Here is a 24,859-nt window from a genome sequence, read left to right on the forward strand (position 1 = left end):
GAAAAACGAAGCCCGGCAATGGCCGGGCTTCGCGTGAGCACCAGACAGCTGAAATTACTGGCTGTTGAGCTCGGTGCGGCGGTTGATCTCGCTCTTGCAGGCCGGGAACTTGAAGCCCTTGTCCTCGAGCGGACGGCTGAAGCCGTAGCCGATCGGGCCGGCCAGACGGCTGGCGTCGATCCCGTTGCTGGTCAGGTAGTCATAGACCACCTTGGCACGGCGCTCGGACAGCTTCTGGTTGTAGCCTTCCTTGCCGCACTGGTCGGTGTGGCCGGCCACTTCCACCTTCAGCTCCGGATAGCGCTTCAGGATCTCGACCGCCTCGTTCAGGATCGCCACGGCGTCCGGACGCAGGGTAGCCTTGTCGAAGTCGAAGTTCACGCCCTTCAGGTCGATCGAGACCGGCACCGGGCAGCCATCCGGGCCGATGGTCTGGCCGGCCTGCGAGTTCGGGCACTTGTCGTTGCAGTTGTTGACGCCGTCGCCGTCGTCATCCATGTCGGCGCAGGTCTTGACCGGCTCCGGGGCCGGGGCCGGGGCGACCGGAGCGACCGGCTCCGGGCCGAGGGCGTAGGTCATGCCGATCGACAGCAGGCCATCGGTGAACTGATTCTGCTGGTTGCCGATGCGCGCCTGCTGGTCGTCGAAATCGACCCGGGTACCGATCTCAGTGCGCAGGTTCATGCGGCCGAAATCGAACTGCAGACCGGCACCGAGGTTGACCGCCAGGTTGGATGCCTTGTGCCGGCCCGGGCTCGGCAGCGGCGCCGCGTTGTACTCCTCCTCATGGCGCTGCACGCCGACGCCGCCACGCAGATACGGCCACCACTTGGCGCCCGCGTCGCGGAAGTGATAGCGCGCATCCAGCGAAACGCCGTACTGGCTCCAGTGGTAGTTCGGATTGATCTTCTTGTCCGGATTCTGATAGTTCAGCTCGGCATCCAGCGAAACCCGGGGGGTCAGGAACTTGCCGAAGCCCAGGGTGCCGAACAACGAGTCTTCAGTGCCACGATCCTTGTCCTGGAAATTCACGCCGGTCGAACCCGACACGTACCAGCGATCATCGAACTCCTGGGCAGACGCGGCCTGCGCCAGACCCAGACCACCCAGCAGGGCAGCGCAGAGGAGTTTCTTGTTCATGCTTCAGCTCCTTGATTCAGTGAAGAAACTTGCGACGCAAAGGTGTTGGTGTTGCTGTGTACCGGTTGTGTTCGCACACCACCTGCTTCGGACCCGATGGGCATGCGAAAGCGGGTTAACGTTAGCATAACTTCGGGCGCTTGCAAAACGTGTGAAGGCATTGCGGTTGGGACGCACATCACCCATACGCCGCGGTATGCTTCGGTGATGACGACCGCCTATCCGCACCTGCTGCGCCCGCTCGACCTTGGCTTCACCACCCTGCGCAACCGGGTCCTGATGGGCTCGATGCACACCGGGCTGGAAGACCACGCCCGCGACTTCCCCAAACTGGCGGCGTATTTCGCCGAGCGCGCGGCCGGCGGCGTCGGGCTGATGGTCACCGGCGGCTTCGCGCCGAACCTGCGCGGCTGGCTCAAGCCCTTTGCCGGCCGGATGAGCCTGCCCTGGCATGTGCGCCGACACCGCCAGGTGACCGCCGCGGTGCACGCGCACGGCGCGAAGATCTGCCTGCAGCTGCTGCATGCCGGGCGCTATGTCTACCACCCGCTGTCGGTGGCGCCGAGCGCGCTGAAAGCGCCGATCACCCCGTTCACCCCACGCGCGTTGAGCGCGCGCGGGATCGAGCGCACCCTGCGCGACTTCGCCAGCGCCGCCGCGCGCGCGCGCGAGGCCGGCTACGACGGGGTCGAGATCATGGGTTCGGAAGGCTATCTGCTCAACGAGTTCAGCGTGCCGCGCACCAATCATCGCAACGATGCCTGGGGCGGGGACGCGCAGCGGCGGATGCGCTTTGCGGTGGAGACCGTGCGCCGCGTGCGCGAGGCCTGCGGCCCGGACTTCATCCTGATCTACCGGCTGTCGCTGCTGGACCTGGTGGAAGACGGCAATGGCTGGGGCGACATCGTGGCGCAGGCGCGCGCGGTCGAGGCCGCCGGCGCGACGATCATCAATACCGGCATCGGCTGGCACGAAGCGCGGGTACCGACCATCGCGACATCGGTGCCCCGCGCGGCCTTCGCCGGCGTGACCGCCAAGCTGAAACCACACGTGGCGCTGCCGCTGGTGGCGACCAACCGCATCAACATGCCGGACGTGGCCGAGCGCGTGCTGGCGCAGGGCCATGCCGATCTGGTATCGATGGCGCGCCCGCTGCTGGCCGACCCGCAGTGGGTAGAGAAAGCCAGGGCCGGCCGCGCATATGCCATCAACACCTGCATCGCCTGCAACCAGGCCTGCCTCGACCACGTGTTCGAAAACAAGCGCGCCAGCTGCCTGGTGAATCCGCGCGCCTGCGCCGAAACCGAGCTCAACTACATGCCCGCACGCGTGCGCAAATCGGTGGCCGTCGTCGGCGCCGGGCCCGCCGGCCTCGCCTGCGCCAGCGTCGCCGCCGAGCGCGGGCACCGCGTCGTGCTGTTCGACGCGGCCGCGGAGATCGGCGGCCAGTTCAACCTGGCCAAGCGCATCCCCGGCAAGGAGGAATTCCGCGAAACCCTGCGCTATTTCGACCACCGGCTCGTGGAAACCGGGGTGGAGCGGCGGCTGGGCACGCGGGTGGGGGCGGCGGATCTGGCGGGGTTCGACGAAGTCGTCGTCGCCACCGGGGTGACGCCGCGCCGGGTGGCGTTCCCCGGTGCCGACGATCCGCGGGTGGTCGGCTACCTCGACGTGCTGGAAGGCCGGGTGACGGTGGGCGCGCGCGCCGCCATCATCGGGGCCGGCGGGATCGGGTTCGACGTGGCCGAATTCCTGGCCGAGGCCGGGCACTCGCCCAGCCTGGACCCGGAGCGCTGGATGCGGGAATGGGGCGTGGATCCGACATTCGAAACGGCCGGCGGGTTGGTGCCGGCGCAGCCCGCACCGCCTGCCCGCCAGCTTTGGCTGCTGCAGCGCTCGCCCGGCAGGCCCGGCGCCCGCCTGGGCAAGACCACCGGCTGGATCCACCGCGCCACGCTCAAGGCCAAGGGTGTGCGCATGCTGGGCGGGGTGGAGTACCTCGGGATGGACGCGGCCGGGCTGCGCATCCGGGTGGATGGGAGCGAGCAGGTGCTGGCGGTGGAGCACGTGGTGATCTGCGCCGGGCAGGAGCCGCGGCGCGACCTGTTCGATGCCCTGCAGGCGCAGGGCCGGCGCGTGCACCTGATCGGCGGCGCCAAGCTGGCGGCCGAACTGGACGCCAAGCGCGCGATCGACGAAGGCAGCCGGCTGGCAGCCACGCTTTGACCCACGCCGGAATGCTGAACAAATCCACGGGAAATCAAGGGGTTCAATCCACTCGTTCAGCTGACGTTGTGGAATCGCCCCCTACCGTGCGCCGACTTTTGGCCTGAGCGGACGCGCCCCTGCGTCTTGCTCAGGTAAACCGGCACGCCGCCCGCCCATCCCGACCGATGCGGGCCGCGCGCCCGGGCAAAGGCCGCCACAGAGCAGCCGCCCTCCCCAGTACGCCATGACGCGAATGCGCGGCATCCGCTCCACTGATGCCCCGCCCCGCGCCGCAACGGAGCAAGGAGTACGACATGAAACTGGCGTGGATCCTCTGGCTGTCGCACGTGCTGCCGCAGCCGGCCGCAGACTCGCTCTGCCTGTCCACCACCGTCTACCTGGAAGCGCGCGACCAGTCCGCGCTGGGCCAGCAGGCCGTCGCCGAGGTGGCCCTGCGCCGCCGCGACAGCGGCCTGTGGGGCAACAGCCTGTGCCAGGTGGTGACCGCGCGCAAGCAGTTCGCGCCCACCCTGCTGTCGCCGCAGACCCGGCTGTCCAACATCCAGGCCTGGACCGAGGCGGTCAGCGTGGCGCTGGATTCCGAGCGCAACTGGGCCCTGCCGCGCGACCAGCGCAAGCTGGTGGTGCCGGGCGCCAGCCACTTCGCGGCGCATGCCATCGCCAGCCCGGCCTGGAGCAATGCGGCCACGGTGGCCACCATCGGCGACCATACCTTCTACAAGGTACAGAGCCTGAAACCGCGCCGCGGCTGAGCCGCGCGCGGGCGGGCGCTCATTCCGGACCGCCGCGGTCCTGCCACAGCCGGGCCATCTCCAGATAGGTGAAGCTGGCCGACCAGGCGATCAGCATCAGCCCGGCGATCGCCTCCATCCCGGCCATGACCCGCAGCGCGCCGTCCGGCGAGATGTCGCCGAAGCTGACCGTGCTGTAGGCCATGGCCGACAGGTAAACCCCGTCGAACAGGGAGATGTCCACCGCGCCGCGCGCCAGACCGATTCCGGGCAACCGGTCCAGGCCCCAGTACGCAACCCCGTAGCAGGCGATTTCCAGCACATGCAGCCCCAGCAGGGCGAAGATGATCACCAGCATCGCCGAGCGGTGGCGCGGGTGGCGACGGCCGCTGTAGCGGCGCGCCAGCCCTTCCAGGCCGCGGTAATGCATCAGCACCACCAGTGCGGTGACTGCCAGCGTCACCAGCGCGGCCAGCGCATATCCGCCAAAACCAGATACTGGCGGCGCAGGAATCACGATGCTCAGCGCTGGTCGAGCGGCACGAAGACGCGGTCTTCCGGCCCGGTGTAGTTCGCGGACGGGCGGATGATCTTGCCGTCGATGCGCTGCTCGATCACGTGCGCGCTCCAGCCGCTGGTGCGGGCGATCACGAACAGCGGGGTAAACATCGCGGTGGGCACGCCCATCATGTGGTAGCTGACCGCGCTGAACCAGTCGAGGTTGGGGAACATCTTCTTGATGTCCCACATCACCGACTCCAGGCGCTCGGCGATGTCGAACATTTTCATATTGCCCTGCTCGGCCGACAGCCGGCGCGCGACTTCCTTGATCACCTTGTTGCGCGGATCGGACACGGTATAGACCGGATGCCCGAAACCAATGACGACTTCCTTGTTTTCGACCCGGCGACGAATGTCTGCTTCGGCCTCGTCCGGGGTCTCGTAGCGCTTCTGCACCTCGAACGCGACCTCGTTGGCGCCGCCGTGCTTGGGCCCGCGCAGCGCGCCGATGCCGCCGGCGATGCAGGAATACATGTCACTGCCGGTCCCTGCGATCACGCGCGCGGTGAAGGTGCTGGCATTGAACTCGTGCTCGGCATACAGGATCAGCGAGGTGTGCATCGCACGCACCCACGACTGCGGCGGCGGCGTACCATGCAGCAGGTGCAGGAAGTGGCCACCGATGGAGTCGTCGTCGGTTTCCACGTCGATCACCCGGCCGTTGTGGCTGTAGTGGTACCAGTACAGCAGCATCGAGCCCAGGGACGCCATCAGCTTGTCGGCGATATCGCGCGCGCCGGGGTGGTTGTGGTCGTCCTTCTCCGGCTGCACGCAGCCGAGCACCGACACGCCGGTGCGCATCACGTCCATCGGGTGCGCCGACGGCGGCAGCTCTTCCAGCGCCGCCTTCACCGCCGCCGGGATGCCGCGCAGCGCCTTCAGCTTGGCCTTGTAGGCGGCCAGCTCGGCACGATTGGGCAGCCTGCCGTGCACCAGCAGGTGCGCGATTTCCTCGAACTCGCTGGTGGTCGCGAAGTCGAGGATGTCGTAGCCGCGATAGTGCAGGTCGTTGCCGCTGCGGCCGACCGTGCACAGCGCGGTGTTGCCGGCGGCGGTGCCGCTCAGCGCGACGGACTTCTTCGGCTTGAAGCCGGGGGTGGCGGTTTCGCTCATCGTCGTGCTCCTGGACATCGAAAAATCGTGGGCTCACTTCTTCGCCGCGAACAGCGTATCGAGCTGCTGCTCGTAGGCGTGGTAGCCGATGCGGTCGTACAGCTCCTCGCGAGTCTGCATCGTCTCGATCACGTTGCGCTGGTGGCCGTCGCGGCGCACCGCCGCATACACGGCCTCGGCGGCCTTGTTGGCGGCGCGGAAGGCGGACAGCGGGAACAGCTGGATCGCCACGCCAACGCTGGCCAGCTCCTCGCGCGAGAACAGCGGGGTCTTGCCGAATTCGGTGATGTTGGCCAGCACCGGCACCTGCACCGCCTCGACGAAGCGGCGGTAGGTCTGCAGGTCGTAAGCGGCCTCCGCGAAGATGCCGTCGGCGCCGGCCTCCACGCAGGCGATGGCACGCTCGATCGCCGCCTCCACGCCATCCACCTGGATCGCATCGGTGCGGGCGATCAGGAAGAACCCGGCATCGGTCTTGGCGTCGGCCGCCGCCTTCACCCGGTCGACCATCTCGCCCTGCGGGACGATCTCCTTGCCCGGGCGATGGCCGCAGCGCTTGGCGCCGACCTGATCCTCGATGTGACAGGCGGCGGCGCCGGCCTTGATCAGGCTCTTCACCGTCGCGCGCGATGTTGAAGGCGCTGGGGCCGAAGCCGGTATCGATGTCCACCAGCAGCGGCAGGTCGCAGACGTCGGTGATCCGGCGGGTATCCACCAGCACGTCTTCCAGCGTATTGATGCCGAGGTCCGGCAGGCCCAGCGAGCCGGCCGCGACGCCGCCGCCGGACAGATAGATGGCACGATAACCAGCACGCTTTGCCAGCAGCGCGTGATTGGCGTTGATGGCGCCGATCACCTGCAGCGGAGATTCTTCGGCGAGTGCGGCGCGGAAGCGGGCGCCGGCGGAGGAAGCGTTCATGCGGGCTCCGGCAAAAACACCATTTTAGCCGATGCCGGGCGCCGCTCCGGGGCCGTGCTCACGCCGGGCCGCACACCCGGTTGCGTCCGCCCGCCTTCGCCCGGTACATCGCCGCATCCGCCGCACTCGCCAGCGCCGCCAGATCGGGCGTGGCGGCATCGCGCTGCGCGGCGCCGATGCTCACGGTCAGCGCGGTGCCCGCATCGCAACCGGCGAGCAGCCGCGCCTCCTGCACCCGCTGCCGGACGATCTCGCCCAGTGCGCGGGCTTCGGGAAGCGCGATCTGCGGCAATGCCACCACCAGTTCGTCGCCCCCATAGCGCGCGGCGATGCCGTGCCCGCCCACCACCGCCTGCAGCACCGCCGCCACGCCGCACAGCACCTCGTCGCCCACCTGGTGGCCGAAGCGGTCGTTGACCGCCTTGAACTCGTCGATGTCCACCCACAGCAGGCTGTAGGGATGCCCGGCCTCCGCGCAGTCCGCGAAGCGGCGGGCGGCCAGCAGCTCGAACTCGCGGCGGTTGTACAGCCCGGTCAGCGGGTCGTGCACGGCCATCCGCTCCAGCTCGTCCTGCAGCCGCTTGCGCTCGGTGATGTCCTGGCCGATCGCGATGGAGCCGACCTGGCCGCGCTCGTCGAAGAACCGGCGCTGGTTCCAGGCCATGGTCTTGACCTGGCCATCCCTGCACCGGATATGGGTTTCGAAGCCCTCGACCTCGGCGCCATCGTCGAGGATCGCGCGCACCCGCCGCGCGATGTCGGCGCGATAGGCCGGGTCCGGATACAGCCACTCCCAGACCGCATCGCCACCGATCACCTCCTCGCGCCGGTAGCCGCTGATCTGCTCGGCAGCCTTGTTCCAGACCGTGATCCGCGCCTGGGCATCGAGCACGTTGAGCCAGATGTTGGCGTTGTCGATGATGCTCTCGCGGAACTGGTTGAGCAGGTCCAGGTCCTCGCGCTGGCGCTGCTGGCGCAGGCGATGGGCGGCTTCGTCGCGCAGCAGCCGGTACAGCACGGCGTACAACAGCACGGCGGTGGCGGCCACGTACAGCTCAGCCCTTCCAGGTCTGCACCCGGGTCAGCTGGACGGCGTCCTGGAACAGCGCCTCGACCGCGCGGTCCGACCACAGGATCCACGCCATGCCCAGCAGCAGATAGACCAGCGCCACCAGCAGCGCCTTGTTCGCGGCCAGGCGCAGCAGGGCCGCGCCACCCCGCGCAGCCGTCGACACCGCCTCGGACGCCCCGTCCCCCATGCAACTACTTAACGCCCACGCCCCCCTGCCTGCAAGTGCAACGTCCGCACACGGAAAAGGCGGCCAGCGGCCGCCTTTCCGGTGCATGCCGTGCGGGCGCGCGGGTCAGAACAGGTGGGCGACGCCCGCGCGCTCTTCCTCCAGCTCGGCCAGGGTCTTGTCCATGCGCTCGCGGCTGAAATCGTCGATCGGCAGGCCCTGCACGCGGGTATACTCGCCGCCCGCGCAGGTCACCGGCACGCCGTAGATGATGCCCTCCGGGATGCCGTAGCTGCCATCGGACGGCACGCCCATGGTGACCCACTTGCCGTTGGTGCCCAGCGCCCAGTCGCGCATATGGTCGATCGCGGCGTTCGCGGCCGAAGCGGCCGAGGACAGCCCGCGCGCCTCGATGATCGCCGCGCCGCGCTTGCCCACCACCGGAATGAAGGTATTGGCATTCCAGTCGGCGTCGTCGATCTTGTCCTTCAGCGACACCCCGCCCGCGGTGGCGAAGCGGTAGTCGGGATACATGGTCGGGCTGTGGTTGCCCCACACCACGAGCTTTTCGATGTCGGCAACCGGCACGTTCGCCTTGGCCGCGAGCTGGCTCAGCGCACGGTTGTGGTCCAGACGCAGCATCGCGGTGAAGTTCTTCGCCGGCAGGTCGGGCGCGGACTTCATGGCGATGTAGGCATTGGTATTGGCCGGGTTGCCCACTACCAGCACTTTCACCTCGCGGCTGGCCACGGCGTTCAGGGCCTTGCCCTGCACGGTGAAGATCTCGGCGTTCTTCAGCAGCAGGTCCTTGCGCTCCATGCCCGGGCCGCGCGGCATCGCGCCGACCAGCAGCGCGTAGTCGGCGTCCTTGAACGCGACCATCGGGTCGGAGGTGCCGACCATGCCCGCCAGCAGCGGGAAAGCGCAGTCTTCCAGCTCCATCATCACGCCCTTGAGCGCGGCCTGCGCTTTCTCCAGCGGCAGCTCCAGCATCTGCAGGATGACCGGCTGGTCCTTGCCCAGCATTTCGCCGGACGCGATGCGGAACAGCAGGGCGTAGCCGATCTGGCCTGCAGCGCCGGTGACGGCGACTCGAACGGGGGCTTTCATGGACATCTCCGTAGTGCAATGAACGGGGAAAGGATGGACGCCGGCTTACCGCAGCTCGGCGAAGAATTCCTGGATGCGGGCCAGGCCCGGCGCCAGCTGCGGCGTCGGGCAGGTATAACTGATGCGCATGGCGTTGGGCTCGCCGAATGCCGAGCCCGGCACGCAGGCCACGCCCTTGGCATCCAGCAGCGCGCTGCAGAAATCGACGTCGTTTTCGATCTTCACCCCGGCGTGCGACTTGCCGAACGCGCAGCGGATGTCGGGGAACACGTAGAACGCGCCCTGCGGCCGCGGGCAGACCACGCCCGGGATCGCCGCCAGCGCCGCCATGACCTCGTCGCGCTTGGCCTGGAATTCCGCGCACTTGGCCGCCGGCACGTCCTGCGGGCCGGTCAGCGCGGCAATCGCGGCGGCCGTGGTGATCTCCGGCAGGTTGGTGATGTGGTTGGAATTGAGCGTGGTGACGGCCGTGGCCACTGCTTCCGGGCCGGCCATGAAGCCCACCCGCCAGCCGGGCATGCCGTAGGTCTTGGACAGCGAGTCGATGAAGATCGTGCGTTCGCGCAGCTCCGGGCGGACCTGCATGAAGTTCACGTACTCCAGCCCGTCGAACAGCATCCGGTTGTAGATGTCGTCGGTGATGATCCAGGTGTCGGGGTACTTCACCAGCACCTCGGCCAGCGCCGCGATTTCACCGCGGGTGTACGCCATGCCGGTCGGGTTGGACGGGTTGTTGAACAGGAACACCTTGGGCCTGGCCGCCAGCGCCGCCTCCAGCTGCGCCGGGGTGACCTTGTAGTCCTGCGACGCCGGGCATTCCAGCAGCTGCACCTTCGCGTTCACGATCTCCGCGATGTCCAGGTAGCTGGTCCAGTACGGGGTCGGGAACACGATGGTGTCGCCCTCGTCCAGCAGCGCCTCGGCCAGGTTGTAGATGACGTGCTTGGCGCCGATGCCGGTGCTGCAGTTGGCGCGGGTAAAGCCGCCCAGGCCCAGCGCCTCCATGTGCGCGAGGAATGCATCCAGCAGCGCGTCGCTGCCGCGGTTGCTGCCGTACTGCCCGCTGTCCTTGGCCAGCGCCTCGCGCGCGGCGGCATACACATGCTCGCCGGGAAGGAAGTTGGGCACGCCGATCGAGAAGCTGATGATGTCGCGGCCTTCGGCCTTCAGGCGCCTGGCCTTCTCGGCGACCTGCATGATGACGCTGGGCTTGGCGCGGCTCATGCGCCGGGCGAATTGAGGCATCGTGGGGAACCTCGGGACGGGCCGCTGGCGCGGCGTTGAACATGTGGGAAAGCCCCGGGATTCTAGCATGCTGCCCCGCGCCGACCGCCCCGTACGCATGCCCGCGGCCGGACCAGCAGCGCCCGCAAACGCGACGGGCGGCCCGTGGTCGCCCGTCGCGATACCGCTACCGCGCGTTCAGGCCGCCAGGATCCTGTTCCACTCGGCCACGCGCTCGGCCTTGGCGGCCAGCGCCGCTTCGGCGTCGCCCTCGATCGTCACCGACCTGATGCGGTCGCCCTGCTTCACGGCATCCACCACGTCCATGCCCGCGACCACCTTGCCGAACACGGTGTGCTTGCCGTCCAGCCAGCCGCAGGGCACATGGGTGATGAAGAACTGGCTGCCATTGGTGTTGGGGCCGGCGTTGGCCATCGACAGCACCCCGCGCTCGTGGCGCAGGCCGTTGCCGGTCTCGTCCTCGAAGCGGTAGCCGGGGCCGCCGCGGCCGCTGCCTTCCGGGCAGCCGCCCTGGATCATGAAATCGGCGATCACGCGATGGAAATTCAGGCCGTCGTAGAAGCCGCGCCTGGCCAGGTTGACGAAATTGGCCACGGTCAGCGGCGCCTCGGCGGCGGCCAGCTCCACGCGGATGGCACCGCGGTCGGTGTCGAAATTGGCGATCAGGCTCATTGTGGTTCATCTCCGGGGCCAGGATGGGCGCATGAAGCCGATATAATAGCCGGCTTGCCTTCCTCCACCGCGCGCGCCGCCAGCCGATCGGCCGCCGGTGCGGCCCCCACGAGCCCACCGCATGTCCGTCGAACGCCTCCGCAACATCGCCATCGTCGCCCACGTCGACCATGGCAAGACCACCCTCGTCGACCAGCTGCTGAAGCAGTCCGGCACCCTGAGCGAGCGCGCGGTCGTCCCGGAGCGGGTGATGGACAGCAACGACCTGGAGAAGGAGCGCGGCATCACCATCCTCTCCAAGAACACCGCGATCCGCTGGACCAACCCCAAGACCGGCGAGCAGTGGCGCATCAATATCGTCGATACCCCCGGGCACGCCGACTTCGGCGGCGAGGTCGAGCGCGTGCTGTCGATGGTGGATTCGGTGCTGATCCTGGTGGACGCGATGGACGGGCCGATGCCGCAGACCCGCTTCGTCACCCAGAAGGCGTTCGCGATGGGCTTCAAGCCGATCGTGGTGGTCAACAAGGTGGATCGCCCGGGAGCGCGCCCCAGCTGGGTGCTGGACCAGACCTTCGACCTGTTCGACCGTCTCGGCGCGACCGACGAGCAGCTCGACTTCACCACCGTGTACGCCAGCGGCCTGCAGGGCTACGCCGGCCTCGACGAGAGCGTGCGCGGGGGCGACATGACCCCACTGTTCGAGGCGATCTGCGACAAGGTGCCGGCGCCGCCGGTGGACCCGGACGGCCCGTTCCAGATGCGCGTCACCTCGCTGGACTACAACAACTACGTCGGCGTGATCGGCATCGGCCGCATCCAGCGCGGCAAGGTCAAGACCAACCAGGCGGTGACGGTGGTGGCCGCCGACGGCAGCCGCCGCAACGCCAAGGTGCTGCAGGTGCTGGGCTTCATGGGGCTGGAGCGGGTGGAAGTCGGCGAGGCGCAGGCCGGCGACATCATCGCCTTCAGCGGCATCGAGGGCATCGGCATCTCCGACACCCTGTGCGACCCGGCCGCGGTCGAGCAGCTGCCGGTGCTGGCGGTGGACGAACCCACCATCAGCATGACCTTCCAGGTCAACGACTCGCCGTTCGCCGGCGTGAAGGAACATTCGGGCGGCAAGTTCCTCACCAGCCGCCAACTGCGCGATCGCCTGCTGCGCGAGACCCAGCACAACGTCGCGCTGAAGGTCGAGGACACCGCCGACGCCGACAAGTTCAAGGTCAGCGGCCGCGGCGAGCTGCACCTGTCGATCCTGATCGAGACCATGCGCCGCGAGGGCTACGAGCTGGCGGTGTCGCGCCCGGAGGTCATCATCAAGGAAATCGACGGCGTGCTGTCCGAGCCGTACGAATCGCTGGTGGTCGACATGGACGAGCAGTACCAGGGCGGCGTGATGGGCCGCCTCGGCGAGCGCAAGGCACTGCTGCAGAACATGGAACCGGACGGCAAGGGCCGCGTGCGCCTGGACTACATCATCCCGGCGCGCGGCCTGATCGGCTTCCAGACCGAGTTCCGCACCCTCACCGCCGGCACCGGCCTGCTGTTCCACGTGTTCGACCACTACGGGCCGAAGTCGGAGGGCAGCATCGGCCAGCGCCAGAACGGCGTGCTGATCTCCAACGCCACCGGCAGCTCGCCGGCCTACGCGCAGGCGGCGATGCAGGAGCGCGGCCGCCTGTTCATCGAGCCGGGCGAGGAGATCTACGAAGGCCAGATCGTTGGCATCCACAGCAAGGACAACGACCTCACCGTCAATGCGCTGCGCGGCAAGCAGCTGACCAACTTCCGCGCCGCCGGCAAGGACGACGACGAGGGCCTGATCCCGCCGATCAAGTTCTCGCTGGAGCAGGCGCTGGAGTTCATCGACGACGACGAGCTGGTGGAAGTCACGCCCAAACAGATCCGCCTGCGCAAGAAGCTGCGCACCGAAACCGACCGCAAGCGCGCCAGCCGCGCGGGCTGATTCCGCCGCATGCCGCGTCCGTCTCTGCGACAATCGCGCCACGCGCCAGAGAGGACGGCATGAGCCATACCCCGCACTACAACCCGGACCCGCACGCGCATCCGGGCCTGCACGTCATCGCCGTGTTCGAGGCGTTCAAGGGCCTGCTGGCGCTGGTCTCGGCCAGCGGCCTGGCCTTGCTGGGGCCGCAGCCGATCCGCCACTTCATCATCGAGCTCACCTGGCGGCTGCACCTGCATCCCGAGCGCGGCCCGATCGCGCACGTGCTGGATGCGATCAGCCGCAATACCGTGCACCTGACCGCGCTGGTCCTGCTCGGGTACGCGCTGCTGCGCTTCGTCGAAGCCTGGGGCCTGTGGCGGGTGCGCGCCTGGGCCTCGTGGCTGGGCGTGGTATCGGCGGCGCTGTACCTGCCGCTGGACATCGGCGCGATCTTCCGCCATCCGGGCTGGCTGTCGGTGACGGTGCTGATCATCAACCTGGTGGTGGTGTACGCCCTCGCCCGCGACCTGCTGCGCAGGCGCCGGCACTGACCGCCCGCACTTGCCCGCGGGCGCGCCCTGCGCAATGCTCCGCCGGTTGCCCACGCACCGGAGTCCGCCATGCGCCACCTGCCCCTCGCCGCCGCGCTGACCCTCGCCCTGGCCGCCTGCCAGCCCGCCTCGCCCCCGCCGTCCGCGGCCGCGGCTGCGAGCGCCCAACCCGCGCAGACCACCGCGCCCGCGTTCGCCTTCGAGGAGGCCAGCATCACCGACCTGCAGGCGAAGATGGCGTCCGGCGCACTCAGCAGCTTCACGCGCTCACCCAGGCCTATCTCGACCGCATCGCCGCGATCGACCGCGCCGGCCCCGCACTCAACGCGGTGATCGAGCTCAATCCGGACGCGCTCAAGGAGGCCGATGCGCGGGATGCCGAACGCAAGGCCGGCCAGATCCGCGGCCCGCTGCACGGCATCCCGGTGCTGTTGAAGGACAACATCGACGCCACCCCGATGGCCAATTCCGCCGGCTCGCTGGCGCTGGCCGGCAACCGCCCCAAGGCCGACGCCTTCCTGGTGGCGAAGCTGCGCGCGGCCGGCGCGGTGATCCTGGGCAAGACCAACCTATCGGAATGGGCGAATTTCCGCTCCACCCGCTCCACCTCGGGCTGGAGCGGGCGCGGCGGACAGACCAAAAATCCCTACGCGCTCGACCGCAATCCCTGCGGCTCCAGCGCCGGCACCGGCAGTGCGATCGCCGCCAACCTCGCCGCCGCCGGCATCGGCACCGAGACCGACGGCAGCATCATCTGCCCTTCCGCGGTGGCCGGACTGGTCGGGATCAAGCCCACCGTCGGCCTGGTCAGCCGCAGCGGGATCATCCCGATCTCGGTCTCGCAGGACACCGCCGGCCCGATGACGCGCAACGTGGCCGATGCCGCCGTGCTGCTGACCGCGATCGCCGCGCCCGACCCGGCCGATCCGGCCGCCGGCGAGCGCAAGGACACGACCCCCATCGACTACACCGCACACCTGAAGGTCGACGCGCTCAAGGGCGCGCGGATCGGCGTGGTACGCAAGCTGACCGGCTACCAGCCGGATACCGACGCCGCGTTCGAGGCGGCGGTCGCCGCGCTCAAGGCGGCCGGCGCGACCGTGGTGGATGCCGAGATCCCCACCCTGGGCCAATGGGATGACGCCGAGCTGCAGATGATGCTGTACGAGTTCAAGGACGGCCTGAACCGCTACCTGGCCGGCACCGACACGCCGTACAAGTCGCTGGCGGAACTGATCGACTACAACAAGGCACACGCCGCGCAGGAAATGCCCTACTTCGGGCAGGAGCTGTTCGAGCAGGCGCAGGCCAAGGGGCCGCTGACCGAACCGGCGTATCTTGCCGCGCGCGACAAGGTGCGCCGGCTGGCCGGGCCGGAAGGGATCGACGCCGCCCTGCGCAAGCAGAATCTGGACGCGCTGGTGGCGCCGGCGATGTCGCCCGCCTGGCCCACCGACCCGATCAACGGCGACCACTTCACCGGTGCCGGCTACGGCGCGGCCGCAGTCGCGCGCTACCCCAGCCTGACCGTGCCGATGGGCGAGGTGCACGGCCTGCCGGTCGGCATCGTGTTCATGGGCAGCGCGTGGAGCGAGCCGCGCCTGATCGAGCTGGGCTATGCCTTCGAGCAGGCCACCCACGCACGCAGGCCGCCGCGCCTGCTGCCGACGGTGCAGCTGCCGCCTGCCGCGAAGTAAGCCGGAAATGGCCTGGCGCGCCGCCGCGTGCGGCGGCGCGCCTCAGGCCGCGATGGCGCCGCGCTTGCGCACGATCAGCATCGCGATCTCCAGCGCCTGCTCGTAGTTCAGACGCGGATCGACCGTAGTGCGGTAGGCACGCTGCAGGTCCAGCTCGGTCAGCTCGCGCGCACCGCCGAGGCACTCGGTGACGTTCTCGCCGGTCAACTCCAGATGCACGCCGCCCAGGCGCGTGCCTGCGGCCGCATGCAGGTCGAACGCCTGCTCGATCTCGCTGCGGATGTTCTCGAAGCGCCGGGTCTTGTAGCCGTTGCGGGTCGATTCGGTGTTGCCGTGCATGGCATCGCAGATCCACAGCACCCGCCGGCCCTCGCGCCGCACCGCCTCCAGCAGCGGCGGCAGCTTCCCGGCGATCTGCTGCGCGCCCATGCGGTGGATCAGCCCCAGCCGGCCCGGCTCGTTGTCGGGGTTGAGCGCATCGATCAGCGGCAGCAACTGCTCCGGCGTCACCGACGGCCCGATCTTCACCGCCACCGGGTTGCGGATGCCGCGGAAATACTCGACGTGGGCGCCGTCCAGCGCGGCAGTGCGCATGCCGATCCACGGGAAATGCGTGCTCAGGTTGAACCAGCCCGGCGCGCGCGGCACCTGCCGGGTCTGCGCTTCTTCATACGGCAGCAGCAGGGCCTCGTGCGAGGTGTAGAACTCCACCCGGTTCAGGCTCTGCATCTGGCGTCCGGCCAGGGTCTCCATGAAGCGCACGGCGTCGCCGATGTTCTCCACCATCGCCTGATACTCGGCCGCGTGCGGCGACTGCCCCACCCAGCCCAGTCCCCAGTATTCGGGGTGGTGCAGGTCGGCGAAGCCGCCGTCGATCAGCGAGCGCACGAAGTTCATCGTCATCGCCGAGCGCGCATGCGCCTTGATCATCCGCCGCGGATCGGGAATGCGCGCCTGCGCGGTGAATTCCGGGCCGTTGACGATGTCGCCGCGATAGCTCGGCAAGGCGACGCCGTCGCGGGTCTCCATGTCGGCCGAGCGCGGCTTGGCGTACTGCCCGGCAAAGCGGCCCACGCGCACCACCGGCACCTTCAGCCCGTGCACCAGCACCAGGCTCATCTGCAGCAGCACCTTGAGCCGGTTGGTGATGACCTCGGCATTGCACTCCGAGAAGCTCTCGGCGCAATCGCCGCCCTGCAGCAGGAAGCGCCGGCCTTCCTGGGCCTCGGCCAGTTGCTGCTTGAGTGCGAGGATCTCGCGCGAGGTCACCAGCGGTGGCAGCGCGCGCAGTTCCTCCTGGGCCGCCGCCAGCTCCGCCGCATCCGGGTACACCGGCATCTGCAGCGCCGGCTTGTCGCGCCAGCTGGACGGCGTCCACCCTTGCGCGGCCTGCAGCGCGGGGACGACGGGAGCGTGGGCGGGCGCGATGGACATGCTGCAACCGGAACGTGGACTGTTGCGTCGCATCATCCCGCGCGCGCGCCGCCCCTGCAACCGTTATCTGCGGAACCGATAGTTCTGGCGCTGGCGGAATCCGGCGTACAGCGCTCCCAGCCCGAGGCCGAGGAACCACAGGAAGGCCCACATCGGCATCGACAGCCCGAGGAACTGCCAGTCGATGCTGGCGCAATCCCCGGTGGCCTGCAGCACCCTGCGCGCCGCCCCCAGCTCAGGAGTACTGCTCGACGATGAAGTTCAAACCGGGCCCGCAGCTGGGCAACTCGGGCGGATGCAGCTGCACCCAGCTGTGGCGGCCGGCATAGACCAGCCCGCCCAGCGCCGGCACCAACGCCAGCAGCGCCCATGCCTTGCGCGCGCCTGCCCGGCGCGGGTCATGCAGGGCCCCGAACAGGAACACCAGGCCGAGCGCGCCGAAGCAGAGGCGCTGGAAGATGCAGAACGGACACGGCTGGATGCCCAGCTTGAACTGCACGTAGAAGGCATAGCCCAGCAGCGCGGCGCAGCAGGCGAACCCGAACAGGAACTGCGCGCGGAACGACCAGCGGAACGGATTCATGCCTGCCCCTTCATCGATCCGCCGATTATGGTGCAGAACCCGCCAAAACGAAAAACCCCGGGCAGGCCCGGGGTTTTCGTGGATGCACCGCCGTGGCGGTGCCGGCGCGCCTTACTCGGCGGCCTGCGGGCGATCCACCAGCTCGACGTAGGCCATCGGCGCGTTGTCGCCGGCGCGGAAGCCGCACTTGAGGATGCGCAGGTAGCCGCCCGGGCGCTGCGCATAGCGCGGGCCGAGCACGGTGAACAGGGTGCCCACCGCTTCCTTGTCGCGCAGGCGCGAGAACGCCAGGCGGCGGTTGGCCACACCATCGGTCTTGGCCAGGGTGATCAGCGGCTCGGCGACGCGACGCAGTTCCTTGGCCTTGGGCAGGGTGGTACGGATGATTTCGTGCTTGAACAGCGACGCCGCCATGTTCGAGAACATCACCTGGCGATGGGCGCTGGTGCGATTGAACTTGCGGCCGGCTTTCTGGTGGCGCATGGCTTGAATTCCTGAAAATGTTGGAAAGAGTGGAACGCTGAACTTCGCTGTCGCCATCCAGGCGTTGGAACTGCGGACTGCGGGTGGTCCTTGCCGGTCACTCCCTGGACCGGATGCCGCGGGCTTGGCCCGTCGGTGGATCGAGAGCCTGCCGATACCGCCGGGCAATCACCACGGCGGCATCCTGCAGAGGCGCCTGCCTGCGTGCATGGCGCAAGCGGGTGGCCCGGCGATCAGCCGAGCATGCCGTGGGTCGCGGCACCGGCCGGCGGCCAGTTCTCCAGCTTCATGCCCAGCGACAGGCCGCGCTGGGCCAGCACTTCCTTGATCTCGGTGAGCGACTTCTTGCCCAGGTTCGGGGTCTTGAGCAGCTCCACCTCGGTCTTCTGGATCAGATCGCCGATGTAGTAGATGCTCTCGGCCTTCAGGCAGTTGGCCGAACGCACGGTCAGCTCGAGGTCGTCGATCGGGCGCAGCAGCAGCGGGTCGACGCCGGCGCTGGCCTGCGGCTTGGCGCCGCGCTCGCGGTGGGTGAAATCGCCGAACACCGACAGCTGGTCGGTGAGGATGTCGGCGGCGGTGCGCACGGCCTCCTCGGCATCGATCGTGCCGTTGGTCTCGATGTCCAGCACCAGCTTGTCGAGGTCGGTACGCTGCTCGACGCGCGCGGCTTCCACCGCGTAGGCCACGCGGCGGACCGGCGAGAACGAAGCGTCCAGCACCAGGCGGCCGATCGTGCGCGCCTCGTCGTCGGGACGACGGCGGGCGGCGGCCGGCTGGTAGCCGAAGCCGCGGCTGATGGTCAGGCGGATGTTGAGCGCCACGTCCTTGGTCAGGGTGGCGATCACATGGTCGGGGTTGAGCACTTCCACGTTGTGGGTGGTCTTGATGTCGCCGGCGGTGACGACGCCCGGACCTTGCTTCTTCAGCTCCAGGGTATCGGTGTCGCCGCTATGCATGCGGATGGCGACGTCCTTGAGGTTCAGCAGGACCTCGACACGTCCTCCTGCAGGCCTTCGACCGTGGTGTACTCGTGCAGCACGCCGTCGATCTCGACCTCGGTGATGGCGAAGCCCGGGATCGACGAGAGCAGCACGCGGCGCAGCGCGTTGCCGAGGGTGTGGCCGTAGCCGCGCTCCAAAGGTTCGATCACGACCTTGGCGCGGGTGTCGGTGATGCGCTCGATCTGCGGTCCGCGCGGACGCAGGACTTGGGTGGCGGTAACCGTCATTCGGGGAGTCTCCTGCAGGCCTGCGCGCTGGGCGCAGGCCGGTGGCAATGGCTTACTTCGAGTACAGCTCGACGATCAGCGCTTCGTTGATGTCGCTGGGCAGGTCGGCGCGATCCGGCACCGCCTTGAACACGCCGGCGAACTTGCCGGCATCCACTTCCACCCAGGACGGCGACAGGTTCATCTGCTCGGCGAGGGTCAGCGACTCCTTCACGCGCATCTGCTTCTGCGCCTTCTCCGACAGCGCGATCGCGTCGCCGGCCTTGACCGTGTAGGACGGCAGATTGACCAGCTTGCCGTTCACGGTGACGCCGCGGTGGCTGACCAGCTGGCGCGCGGCCGGGCGGGTGACGGCAAAGCCCATGCGGTAGACGACGTTGTCCAGGCGGGTCTCCAGCAGCTGCAGGAGGTTTTCACCGGTATTGCCCTTCTTGGTCGCGGCCTTCTTGTAGTAGTTGCGGAACTGGCGCTCCAGCAGGCCGTAGATGCGCTTGACCTTCTGCTTCTCGCGCAGTTGGGTGGCGTAGTCGGACAGCTTGCCCTTGCGCGCGTTGGCGCCATGCTGGCCGGGCTTCTGCTCCAGCTTGCACTTGGAGTCGAGCGCGCGCGCCGGCGACTTCAGCGACAGGTCGGCGCCTTCGCGGCGGGCGAGCTTGCAGGTGGGACCGATATAACGAGCCATGTTCTTGTGCTCCCGCGCGTCAGACGCGACGCTTCTTCGGCGGACGGCACCCGTTGTGCGGGATCGGCGTCACGTCGATGATGTTGAGGATCTTGTAGCCGACGTTGTTCAGCGAACGCACGGCGGATTCGCGGCCCGGACCCGGGCCCTTGATGCGCACTTCCAGCGCCTTCACGCCGTAGTCCAGCGCGGCCTTGCCGGCCTTCTCGGCGGCAACCTGCGCGGCGAACGGGGTGGACTTGCGCGAACCGCGGAAGCCCGCGCCGCCCGAGGTCGCCCAGCTCAGCGCATTGCCCTGGCGGTCGGTGATGGTGACGATGGTGTTGTTGAACGAAGCGTGGACGTGCGCGATGCCGTCGGTGACGACGCGCTTGACCTTCTTCTTGGTCTTGTTGGCAGCAGCCGGCTTGGCCATGGTCTGGGTTCCTTACTTCTTGATGGCCTTGCGCGGGCCCTTGCGGGTGCGCGCATTGGTACGGGTGCGCTGGCCACGCAGCGGCAGGCCACGGCGATGGCGCAGGCCGCGGTAGCAGCCCAGGTCCATCAGGCGCTTGATGGCCATGCCGACCTCGCGGCGCAGGTCGCCCTCGACCACGTACTTGCCGATCTCGGCGCGCAGGCGCTCGACTTCCGGCTCGGACAGGTCGCGGATCTTGGTCGACGAATCCACGCCGGCCGCTTCGCAAACCAGCTTGGAACGGGTACGGCCAATGCCGTAGATGCTTTGCAGCCCGACCCAGACGTGCTTCTGGGCAGGCAGGTTGACGCCTGCAATACGCGCCATAAGGCGATCTCCGATATGCGTAATGACGCCGAATCACGGGATCCGGCGCGGGAAATATGAAATTGTAGCAAGACCCCGGTCATTCAGGAAGCCCGGGGCGCCTGACGGCGCCCGGACCCGGCATGGGGAGTGTGCCCATGCTCCGGCGACGGCCCCGGGCTGGCAGTGCGCCGGCCTTGCGGCCGCCGCCTGCCCGCGCGCTACTCTGGCGCGCGGATCGGCCTGGAACCACCCTTGCACGGGATCGCTGCAAGGGTCGCCCAGTTGCCGGATCGCGCATCCGTCGATCCGGCGGTTGTTGCGTCCCGCCCGTGGCGGGAGGAAGGCACGCAGTGTGCGCCTTAGCGCGCCCCGCGCCCCTTCAGGTTGGCCTTCTTCAGCAGGCTCTCGTACTGGTGCGACATCAGGTGCGCCTGGATCTGCGCGATGAAATCCATCACCACCACCACCACGATCAGCAGCGAGGTGCCGCCGAAGTAGAAGGACGTGCCCAGCTTGGTGCGCATCACTTCGGGAAGCAGGCACACCAGCACCAGGTACAGGGCGCCGGCAGCGGTCAACCGGGTCAGCACGCCATCGATGTACTCGCCGGTCGCGCGGCCGGGACGGATGCCCGGGATCAGCGCACCCGACTTCTTCAGGTTGTCGGCGGTTTCCTGCGAATTGAATACCAATGCGGTGTAGAAGAACGCGAACCCGATGATCAGCGCCGCCAGCAGGATCATGTGCAGCGGCTCGCCCGGCGACAGCATCTGGCTGACCTTCTGCAGCCACACGGTGGCGGTGCTGCCGGACTGCCCGAACCAGGTCGATGCGGTGGCCGGGAACATGATCAGCGAAGACGCGAAGATCGGGGGGATCACGCCCGACATGTTGAGCTTCAGCGGCAGGAACGAGCTCTGGTTCTGGTAGCCGCCGCGGCCGCCCTGGCGCCGCGCGTAGTTCACGGTGATGCGGCGCTGGCCGCTCTCCATGAACACCACGAACCAGGTCACCGCGATCACGATCGCCAGGATCACGAACACGGTGATCCACTGCATCTCACCGGCATTGGCCTGCTGCAGGGTATGCAGCACGGCGCCCGGCAACCCGGCGACGATGCCGGCGAAGATGATCAGCGAGATGCCGTTGCCGATGCCACGCTCGGTCACCTGCTCGCCCAGCCACATCAGGAACACGGTGCCGGCGGTCAGCGAGACCACCGCGGTCAGCACGAAGCCCGGGCCGGGGTTGTACACCACCGGGATGCCGCTACCCGCGCCCTGGTGCTGCAGCGCGATCGCGATGCCAGCTGCCTGGAAAATGGCCAGGAACACTGACCCGATGCGCGAGTACTGGGTGATCTTGCGGCGCCCGGACTCGCCCTCCTTCTGCATCGCCTTCAGGCTGGGCAGGATCTGCACCATCAGCTGCATGACGATGGAGGCCGAAATGTAGGGCATCACGTTCAGCGCGAACAGGCTGAAGCGCGAGAGGGCGCCGCCGGAGAACATGTTGAACATGTCCACCACGGTGCCCTTCTGCGCATCCATCAGCTGCAGCATGGCCTCGGGATTCACGCCCGGCACCGGGATGTAGCACCCGATGCGGTAGACGATCAGCGCCCCGATCACGAACAGCAGGCGCGAGCGGAGTTCGGTGAACTTGCCCGCACCCATCAGGCCCGACAGTGCATCCGCGGTTCGCGACATGCGCCGGTCACTCCGCCAGCTTGCCGCCGGCCGCCTCGATCGCGGCCTTGGCGCCGGCGGTCGCAGCGATGCCCTTCAGCACGAAGGCCTTGGTCAGCTCGCCCTTGGCCACGATCTTGGCGCGCTTGGCGGTGCTCGGCACCAGACCGGCGGCCTTCAGCGCCGCGAAATCGACATCGCCGGCCGGCAGCGAATCCAGCTTGTACAGCAGAACCTCGGCGGTGTCCTTGGCCATCTGCGAACGGAAGCCGATCTTCGGCAGGCGGCGCTGCATGGGCATCTGGCCGCCTTCGAAGCCGGCCTTGATCTTGCCCTTGCCGGCGCGCGCGAACGAACCCTTGTGGCCGCGGCCGCAGGTCTTGCCCAGGCCGGAACCAATGCCGCGACCGACGCGGACGCGCTCCTTGCGGGCGCCGTCAGCGGGCTTGAGCGTATTGAGCTTCATGCGATTACTCCTCCACCCGCACCAGGTAGTGCAGCTGATTGATCAGGCCACGCACCTGCGGGCTGTCCTTCAGCTCGCGGACGCTGTTGAGCTTGCCGAGGCCGAGCGCCTTCACCGACAGACGGTGGCGCGACTGGGTGCCGCGCAGGCCCTTGACCAGGCGAACCTTGATGGTCTTGCCTTCGTTAGCCATGGATCAGATCCTCCACCTTCTTGCCACGCTTGGCGGCGATCTTGGCCGGCGAGTGCATCGCCTCCAGGCCCTTGACGGTGGCGCGCACCAGGTTGATCGGGTTGCGCGAACCGACCGCCTTGGCCAGCACGTTCTTCACGCCCACCGCCTCGAGCACGGCGCGCATGGCACCGCCGGCGATCACGCCGGTACCCTCGGACGCCGGCTGCATGTACACGCGGGCGGCGCCGTGGCCGGCCTTCACCGCATGGAACAGGGTGCCGTTGTTCAGGTCCACCGTGCTCATGTTCCTGCGCGCGTATTCCATCGACTTCTGGATGGCCACCGGCACTTCGCGCGCCTTGCCATAGCCGAAGCCGACCTTGCCGGCACCGTCGCCCACCACCGTCAGCGCGGTGAAAGTGAACTGGCGACCGCCCTTGACGGTCTTGCTGACGCGATTGACGGCGACCAGTTTCTCGATCATGCCGTCATCGACTTTTTCCTCGCGGGGACCGCGATCGCGGCCGCGGGATTCGCGTTGTTCTGCCATTTCGATGTCTCGATTGATTGAAGGAATTTGCGGCGTCGCCGCTTATCGTTGTGGTGTACCGCGGGTGGATCGCCAACCCCGCAACCGGAGCTGGCGCCCGGCGCCACTTGCGCCGGCAAGCGGGCGGGCGGGCCAGGGCCCGCCGCGCGCCGTCAGAACTGCAGGCCGCCCTCGCGGGCCGCGTCGGCCAGGGCCTTGATGCGGCCGTGGTAACGATAGCCGGAACGGTCGAACGCCACCTTCTCGATGCCGGCGGCCTTGGCGCGCTCGGCGATCACGCGGCCGACCCTGGCGGCGGCTTCGGCGTTCTTGCCGCTCTTCAGGCCTTCCTTGACATCAGCCTGCACGGTCGAAGCCGATGCCAGCACCTTGGCGCCGTCGGCAGTGAACAGCTGGGCGTACAAGTGCTGGTCGGTGCGCAGCACCGACAGGCGCGGGACACCGAGTTCGCGGATGCGCGCGCGGGTGGACTTGGCACGGCGCAGGCGGGCGATTTTCTTTTCCATTGTCTTGGTCTCCGAAAGCTGAAGGACTGGGCATTTCCCGAGGAGCCCGCCGGACAGTGCGCGGCGCCTCCTGCGGGATCAACCATTAGGCCTTCTTGGCTTCCTTGCGGATGATGGTTTCGTCGGAATACTTCACGCCCTTGCCCTTGTACGGCTCCGGCGGACGATAACCACGGATCTTGGCTGCCACCTCGCCGACCAGCTGCTTGTCGGCGCCGGCGACCAGGATTTCGGTCTGGGTCGGAGTGGTAATGGTGATGCCGGCCGGCGGGGTGAACAGGATCGGATGGGAATACCCCAGCGACAGGTTCAGGTCCTTGCCCTGCATGGCGGCGCGGTAGCCCACGCCGACCAGCTCGAGCTTGCGCTCGAAGCCGGCGCTGACGCCGCGCACCATGTTGGCGACGATCGCACGCAGGGTACCGGTCAGCGGCACCAGCGAGGCATCGTTGGCGGAGAGCAGCGCGTGGCCATCCTCCACCTTGACTTCGATTCCGGCCGGCTTGGCGACGCTCAGGGTACCCTTCGGACCCTTGACGCTGATCGATTCCGGCTGGACGTTGACTTCGACACCCTTGGCCAGGGCGACGGGCTTCTTGGCGACTCGGGACATGTGTGCGACTCCCTTAGGCCACGATGCACAGGACTTCACCGCCGACGCCCTGCTGGCGCGCCTGCGAGTCGGTCATGATGCCCTTGGAGGTGGAAATGATGGCAACACCCAGGCCGCCGAGCACCTTTGGCAGCGCATCCTTGCCGCGATACTGGCGCAGGCCCGAGCGCGACACGCGCTTCAGGGTCTCGATCACCGGCTTGCCTTCGAAATACTTGAGCGCGATCTCGAGCTCGGCCTTGGCGCCGACCTGGGTCACGCGGGCATCTGCGATGTACCCCTCGTCCTTGAGGACGTTGGCGATCGCGACCTTGATCTTGGAAGACGGCATCTTCACCGCCGGCTTGCCGACCGCGGCCGCATTCTTGATGCGGACCAGCATGTCGGCGATGGGATCAGTCATGCTCATGTGGTTTCACCTGATGAGTAGCACCGATATCCGCTTTCGCGAAAATCTGTCTGGATTGTGGGCGCCGCGCCCGGCAGGCGAGGCGTTTGCAGTAGCCGCAAGCCCCGCATCGCGGC

At 68.1% G+C, this 24,859-nt stretch carries 24 protein-coding genes and 4 pseudogenes; 5 read left to right on the plus strand and 23 right to left on the minus strand.

Features of this window, described 5'->3' with window-relative positions:
* Positions 1-54 precede the first annotated feature (54 nt).
* Positions 55-1,140, minus strand: coding sequence for an OmpA family protein (locus tag LJB71_RS13225; RefSeq protein WP_310649424.1), 1,086 nt, complete (start codon positions 1,138-1,140; stop codon positions 55-57).
* Positions 1,141-1,347: 207 nt separating this feature from the next.
* On the opposite strand from LJB71_RS13225, the gene LJB71_RS13230 reads away from it, so the two are divergent.
* Positions 1,348-3,366, plus strand: a complete 2,019-nt coding sequence (locus LJB71_RS13230; protein WP_259304538.1) for an NADPH-dependent 2,4-dienoyl-CoA reductase — start codon at positions 1,348-1,350, stop codon at positions 3,364-3,366.
* 296 nt (positions 3,367-3,662) lie between these two features.
* Positions 3,663-4,121: a cell wall hydrolase gene (locus LJB71_RS13235; RefSeq protein WP_259304539.1), complete on the plus strand. Its 459-nt coding sequence runs from the start codon at positions 3,663-3,665 to the stop codon at positions 4,119-4,121.
* 19 nt (positions 4,122-4,140) lie between these two features.
* Here the strand turns inward: LJB71_RS13235 and LJB71_RS13240 are convergent, their stop codons facing one another.
* From LJB71_RS13240 to LJB71_RS13275, 8 genes and pseudogenes are all read right to left on the minus strand, one after another.
* Positions 4,141-4,563 (minus strand): potassium channel family protein, encoded by a 423-nt coding sequence (locus LJB71_RS13240; protein WP_259304540.1) that lies wholly within the window; start codon positions 4,561-4,563, stop codon positions 4,141-4,143.
* A gap of 59 nt (positions 4,564-4,622) precedes the next feature.
* On the minus strand, positions 4,623-5,774 hold the full coding sequence (gene prpC, locus LJB71_RS13245) for a 2-methylcitrate synthase (protein WP_259304541.1): 1,152 nt from the start codon (positions 5,772-5,774) through the stop codon (positions 4,623-4,625).
* Positions 5,775-5,807: 33 nt separating this feature from the next.
* Positions 5,808-6,693, minus strand: a pseudogene (prpB, locus tag LJB71_RS13250) (methylisocitrate lyase).
* Between the two features lie 58 nt (positions 6,694-6,751).
* Positions 6,752-7,741, minus strand: a complete 990-nt coding sequence (locus tag LJB71_RS13255; RefSeq protein WP_259304542.1) for a sensor domain-containing diguanylate cyclase — start codon at positions 7,739-7,741, stop codon at positions 6,752-6,754.
* A gap of 7 nt (positions 7,742-7,748) precedes the next feature.
* Positions 7,749-7,928, minus strand: a complete 180-nt coding sequence (locus tag LJB71_RS13260) for a hypothetical protein (RefSeq protein ID WP_259304543.1) — start codon at positions 7,926-7,928, stop codon at positions 7,749-7,751.
* Between the two features lie 129 nt (positions 7,929-8,057).
* The gene (locus tag LJB71_RS13265; protein WP_259304544.1) at positions 8,058-9,041 is read right to left on the minus strand and encodes a malate dehydrogenase; all 984 of its coding nucleotides are present in this window, start codon (positions 9,039-9,041) and stop codon (positions 8,058-8,060) included.
* Positions 9,042-9,086: 45 nt separating this feature from the next.
* Positions 9,087-10,265: an aminotransferase class I/II-fold pyridoxal phosphate-dependent enzyme gene (locus LJB71_RS13270; protein WP_259304545.1), complete on the minus strand. Its 1,179-nt coding sequence runs from the start codon at positions 10,263-10,265 to the stop codon at positions 9,087-9,089.
* Positions 10,266-10,463: 198 nt separating this feature from the next.
* Positions 10,464-10,958 carry a peptidylprolyl isomerase gene (locus LJB71_RS13275; protein ID WP_259304546.1) on the minus strand — a complete coding sequence of 165 codons (495 nt, stop codon included), beginning with the start codon at positions 10,956-10,958 and terminating at the stop codon, positions 10,464-10,466.
* 121 nt (positions 10,959-11,079) lie between these two features.
* Between LJB71_RS13275 and typA the strand changes: the two genes are divergently transcribed.
* The 3 genes and pseudogenes from typA (at position 11,080) to LJB71_RS13290 (ending at position 15,157) form a co-directional block, all read left to right on the plus strand.
* Positions 11,080-12,927, plus strand: coding sequence for a translational GTPase TypA (gene typA, locus LJB71_RS13280; RefSeq protein ID WP_259304547.1), 1,848 nt, complete (start codon positions 11,080-11,082; stop codon positions 12,925-12,927).
* Positions 12,928-12,986: 59 nt separating this feature from the next.
* Complete coding sequence (locus LJB71_RS13285; RefSeq protein WP_259304548.1) at positions 12,987-13,460, plus strand: DUF2127 domain-containing protein; 474 nt, start codon at positions 12,987-12,989, stop codon at positions 13,458-13,460.
* Between the two features lie 234 nt (positions 13,461-13,694).
* Positions 13,695-15,157: pseudogene (locus tag LJB71_RS13290) on the plus strand (amidase).
* A 42-nt stretch (positions 15,158-15,199) separates the two neighbouring features.
* Here LJB71_RS13290 and LJB71_RS13295 read toward each other — a convergent pair.
* From LJB71_RS13295 to rpsH, 14 genes and pseudogenes are all read right to left on the minus strand, one after another.
* Positions 15,200-16,591 carry a 3-deoxy-7-phosphoheptulonate synthase class II gene (locus tag LJB71_RS13295; RefSeq protein WP_259304549.1) on the minus strand — a complete coding sequence of 464 codons (1,392 nt, stop codon included), beginning with the start codon at positions 16,589-16,591 and terminating at the stop codon, positions 15,200-15,202.
* A gap of 63 nt (positions 16,592-16,654) precedes the next feature.
* Positions 16,655-17,174: pseudogene (locus LJB71_RS13300) on the minus strand (disulfide bond formation protein B).
* A gap of 111 nt (positions 17,175-17,285) precedes the next feature.
* Positions 17,286-17,657, minus strand: a complete 372-nt coding sequence (gene rplQ, locus LJB71_RS13305) for a 50S ribosomal protein L17 (RefSeq protein WP_259304550.1) — start codon at positions 17,655-17,657, stop codon at positions 17,286-17,288.
* 233 nt (positions 17,658-17,890) lie between these two features.
* A pseudogene (rpoA, locus tag LJB71_RS13310) lies at positions 17,891-18,888 on the minus strand (DNA-directed RNA polymerase subunit alpha).
* Between the two features lie 52 nt (positions 18,889-18,940).
* Positions 18,941-19,570 (minus strand): 30S ribosomal protein S4, encoded by a 630-nt coding sequence (rpsD, locus tag LJB71_RS13315; protein ID WP_259304551.1) that lies wholly within the window; start codon positions 19,568-19,570, stop codon positions 18,941-18,943.
* 19 nt (positions 19,571-19,589) lie between these two features.
* Positions 19,590-19,985 carry a 30S ribosomal protein S11 gene (rpsK, locus tag LJB71_RS13320; RefSeq protein ID WP_259304552.1) on the minus strand — a complete coding sequence of 132 codons (396 nt, stop codon included), beginning with the start codon at positions 19,983-19,985 and terminating at the stop codon, positions 19,590-19,592.
* 12 nt (positions 19,986-19,997) lie between these two features.
* Positions 19,998-20,354: a 30S ribosomal protein S13 gene (gene rpsM / locus LJB71_RS13325; protein ID WP_259304553.1), complete on the minus strand. Its 357-nt coding sequence runs from the start codon at positions 20,352-20,354 to the stop codon at positions 19,998-20,000.
* Between the two features lie 341 nt (positions 20,355-20,695).
* The gene (gene secY / locus LJB71_RS13330; protein WP_259304554.1) at positions 20,696-22,045 is read right to left on the minus strand and encodes a preprotein translocase subunit SecY; all 1,350 of its coding nucleotides are present in this window, start codon (positions 22,043-22,045) and stop codon (positions 20,696-20,698) included.
* A 7-nt stretch (positions 22,046-22,052) separates the two neighbouring features.
* Positions 22,053-22,490 (minus strand): 50S ribosomal protein L15, encoded by a 438-nt coding sequence (rplO, locus tag LJB71_RS13335; RefSeq protein WP_259304555.1) that lies wholly within the window; start codon positions 22,488-22,490, stop codon positions 22,053-22,055.
* Between the two features lie 4 nt (positions 22,491-22,494).
* Positions 22,495-22,683 carry a 50S ribosomal protein L30 gene (gene rpmD, locus LJB71_RS13340; protein ID WP_114959688.1) on the minus strand — a complete coding sequence of 63 codons (189 nt, stop codon included), beginning with the start codon at positions 22,681-22,683 and terminating at the stop codon, positions 22,495-22,497.
* On the minus strand, positions 22,676-23,215 hold the full coding sequence (rpsE, locus tag LJB71_RS13345) for a 30S ribosomal protein S5 (protein ID WP_259304556.1): 540 nt from the start codon (positions 23,213-23,215) through the stop codon (positions 22,676-22,678). Before rpsE ends, rpmD begins: the two co-directional genes overlap by 8 nt.
* A 152-nt stretch (positions 23,216-23,367) precedes the next feature.
* Positions 23,368-23,721 (minus strand): 50S ribosomal protein L18, encoded by a 354-nt coding sequence (gene rplR, locus LJB71_RS13350; protein ID WP_259304557.1) that lies wholly within the window; start codon positions 23,719-23,721, stop codon positions 23,368-23,370.
* Positions 23,722-23,806: 85 nt separating this feature from the next.
* Positions 23,807-24,334 (minus strand): 50S ribosomal protein L6, encoded by a 528-nt coding sequence (gene rplF, locus LJB71_RS13355; RefSeq protein WP_259304558.1) that lies wholly within the window; start codon positions 24,332-24,334, stop codon positions 23,807-23,809.
* A gap of 13 nt (positions 24,335-24,347) precedes the next feature.
* The gene (gene rpsH / locus LJB71_RS13360) at positions 24,348-24,743 is read right to left on the minus strand and encodes a 30S ribosomal protein S8 (protein ID WP_114959692.1); all 396 of its coding nucleotides are present in this window, start codon (positions 24,741-24,743) and stop codon (positions 24,348-24,350) included.
* Positions 24,744-24,859: the final 116 nt, after the last annotated feature.

Source organism: Thermomonas sp. S9, from assembly GCF_024704365.1.
In the GTDB taxonomy this organism is placed as follows: domain Bacteria; phylum Pseudomonadota; class Gammaproteobacteria; order Xanthomonadales; family Xanthomonadaceae; genus Thermomonas.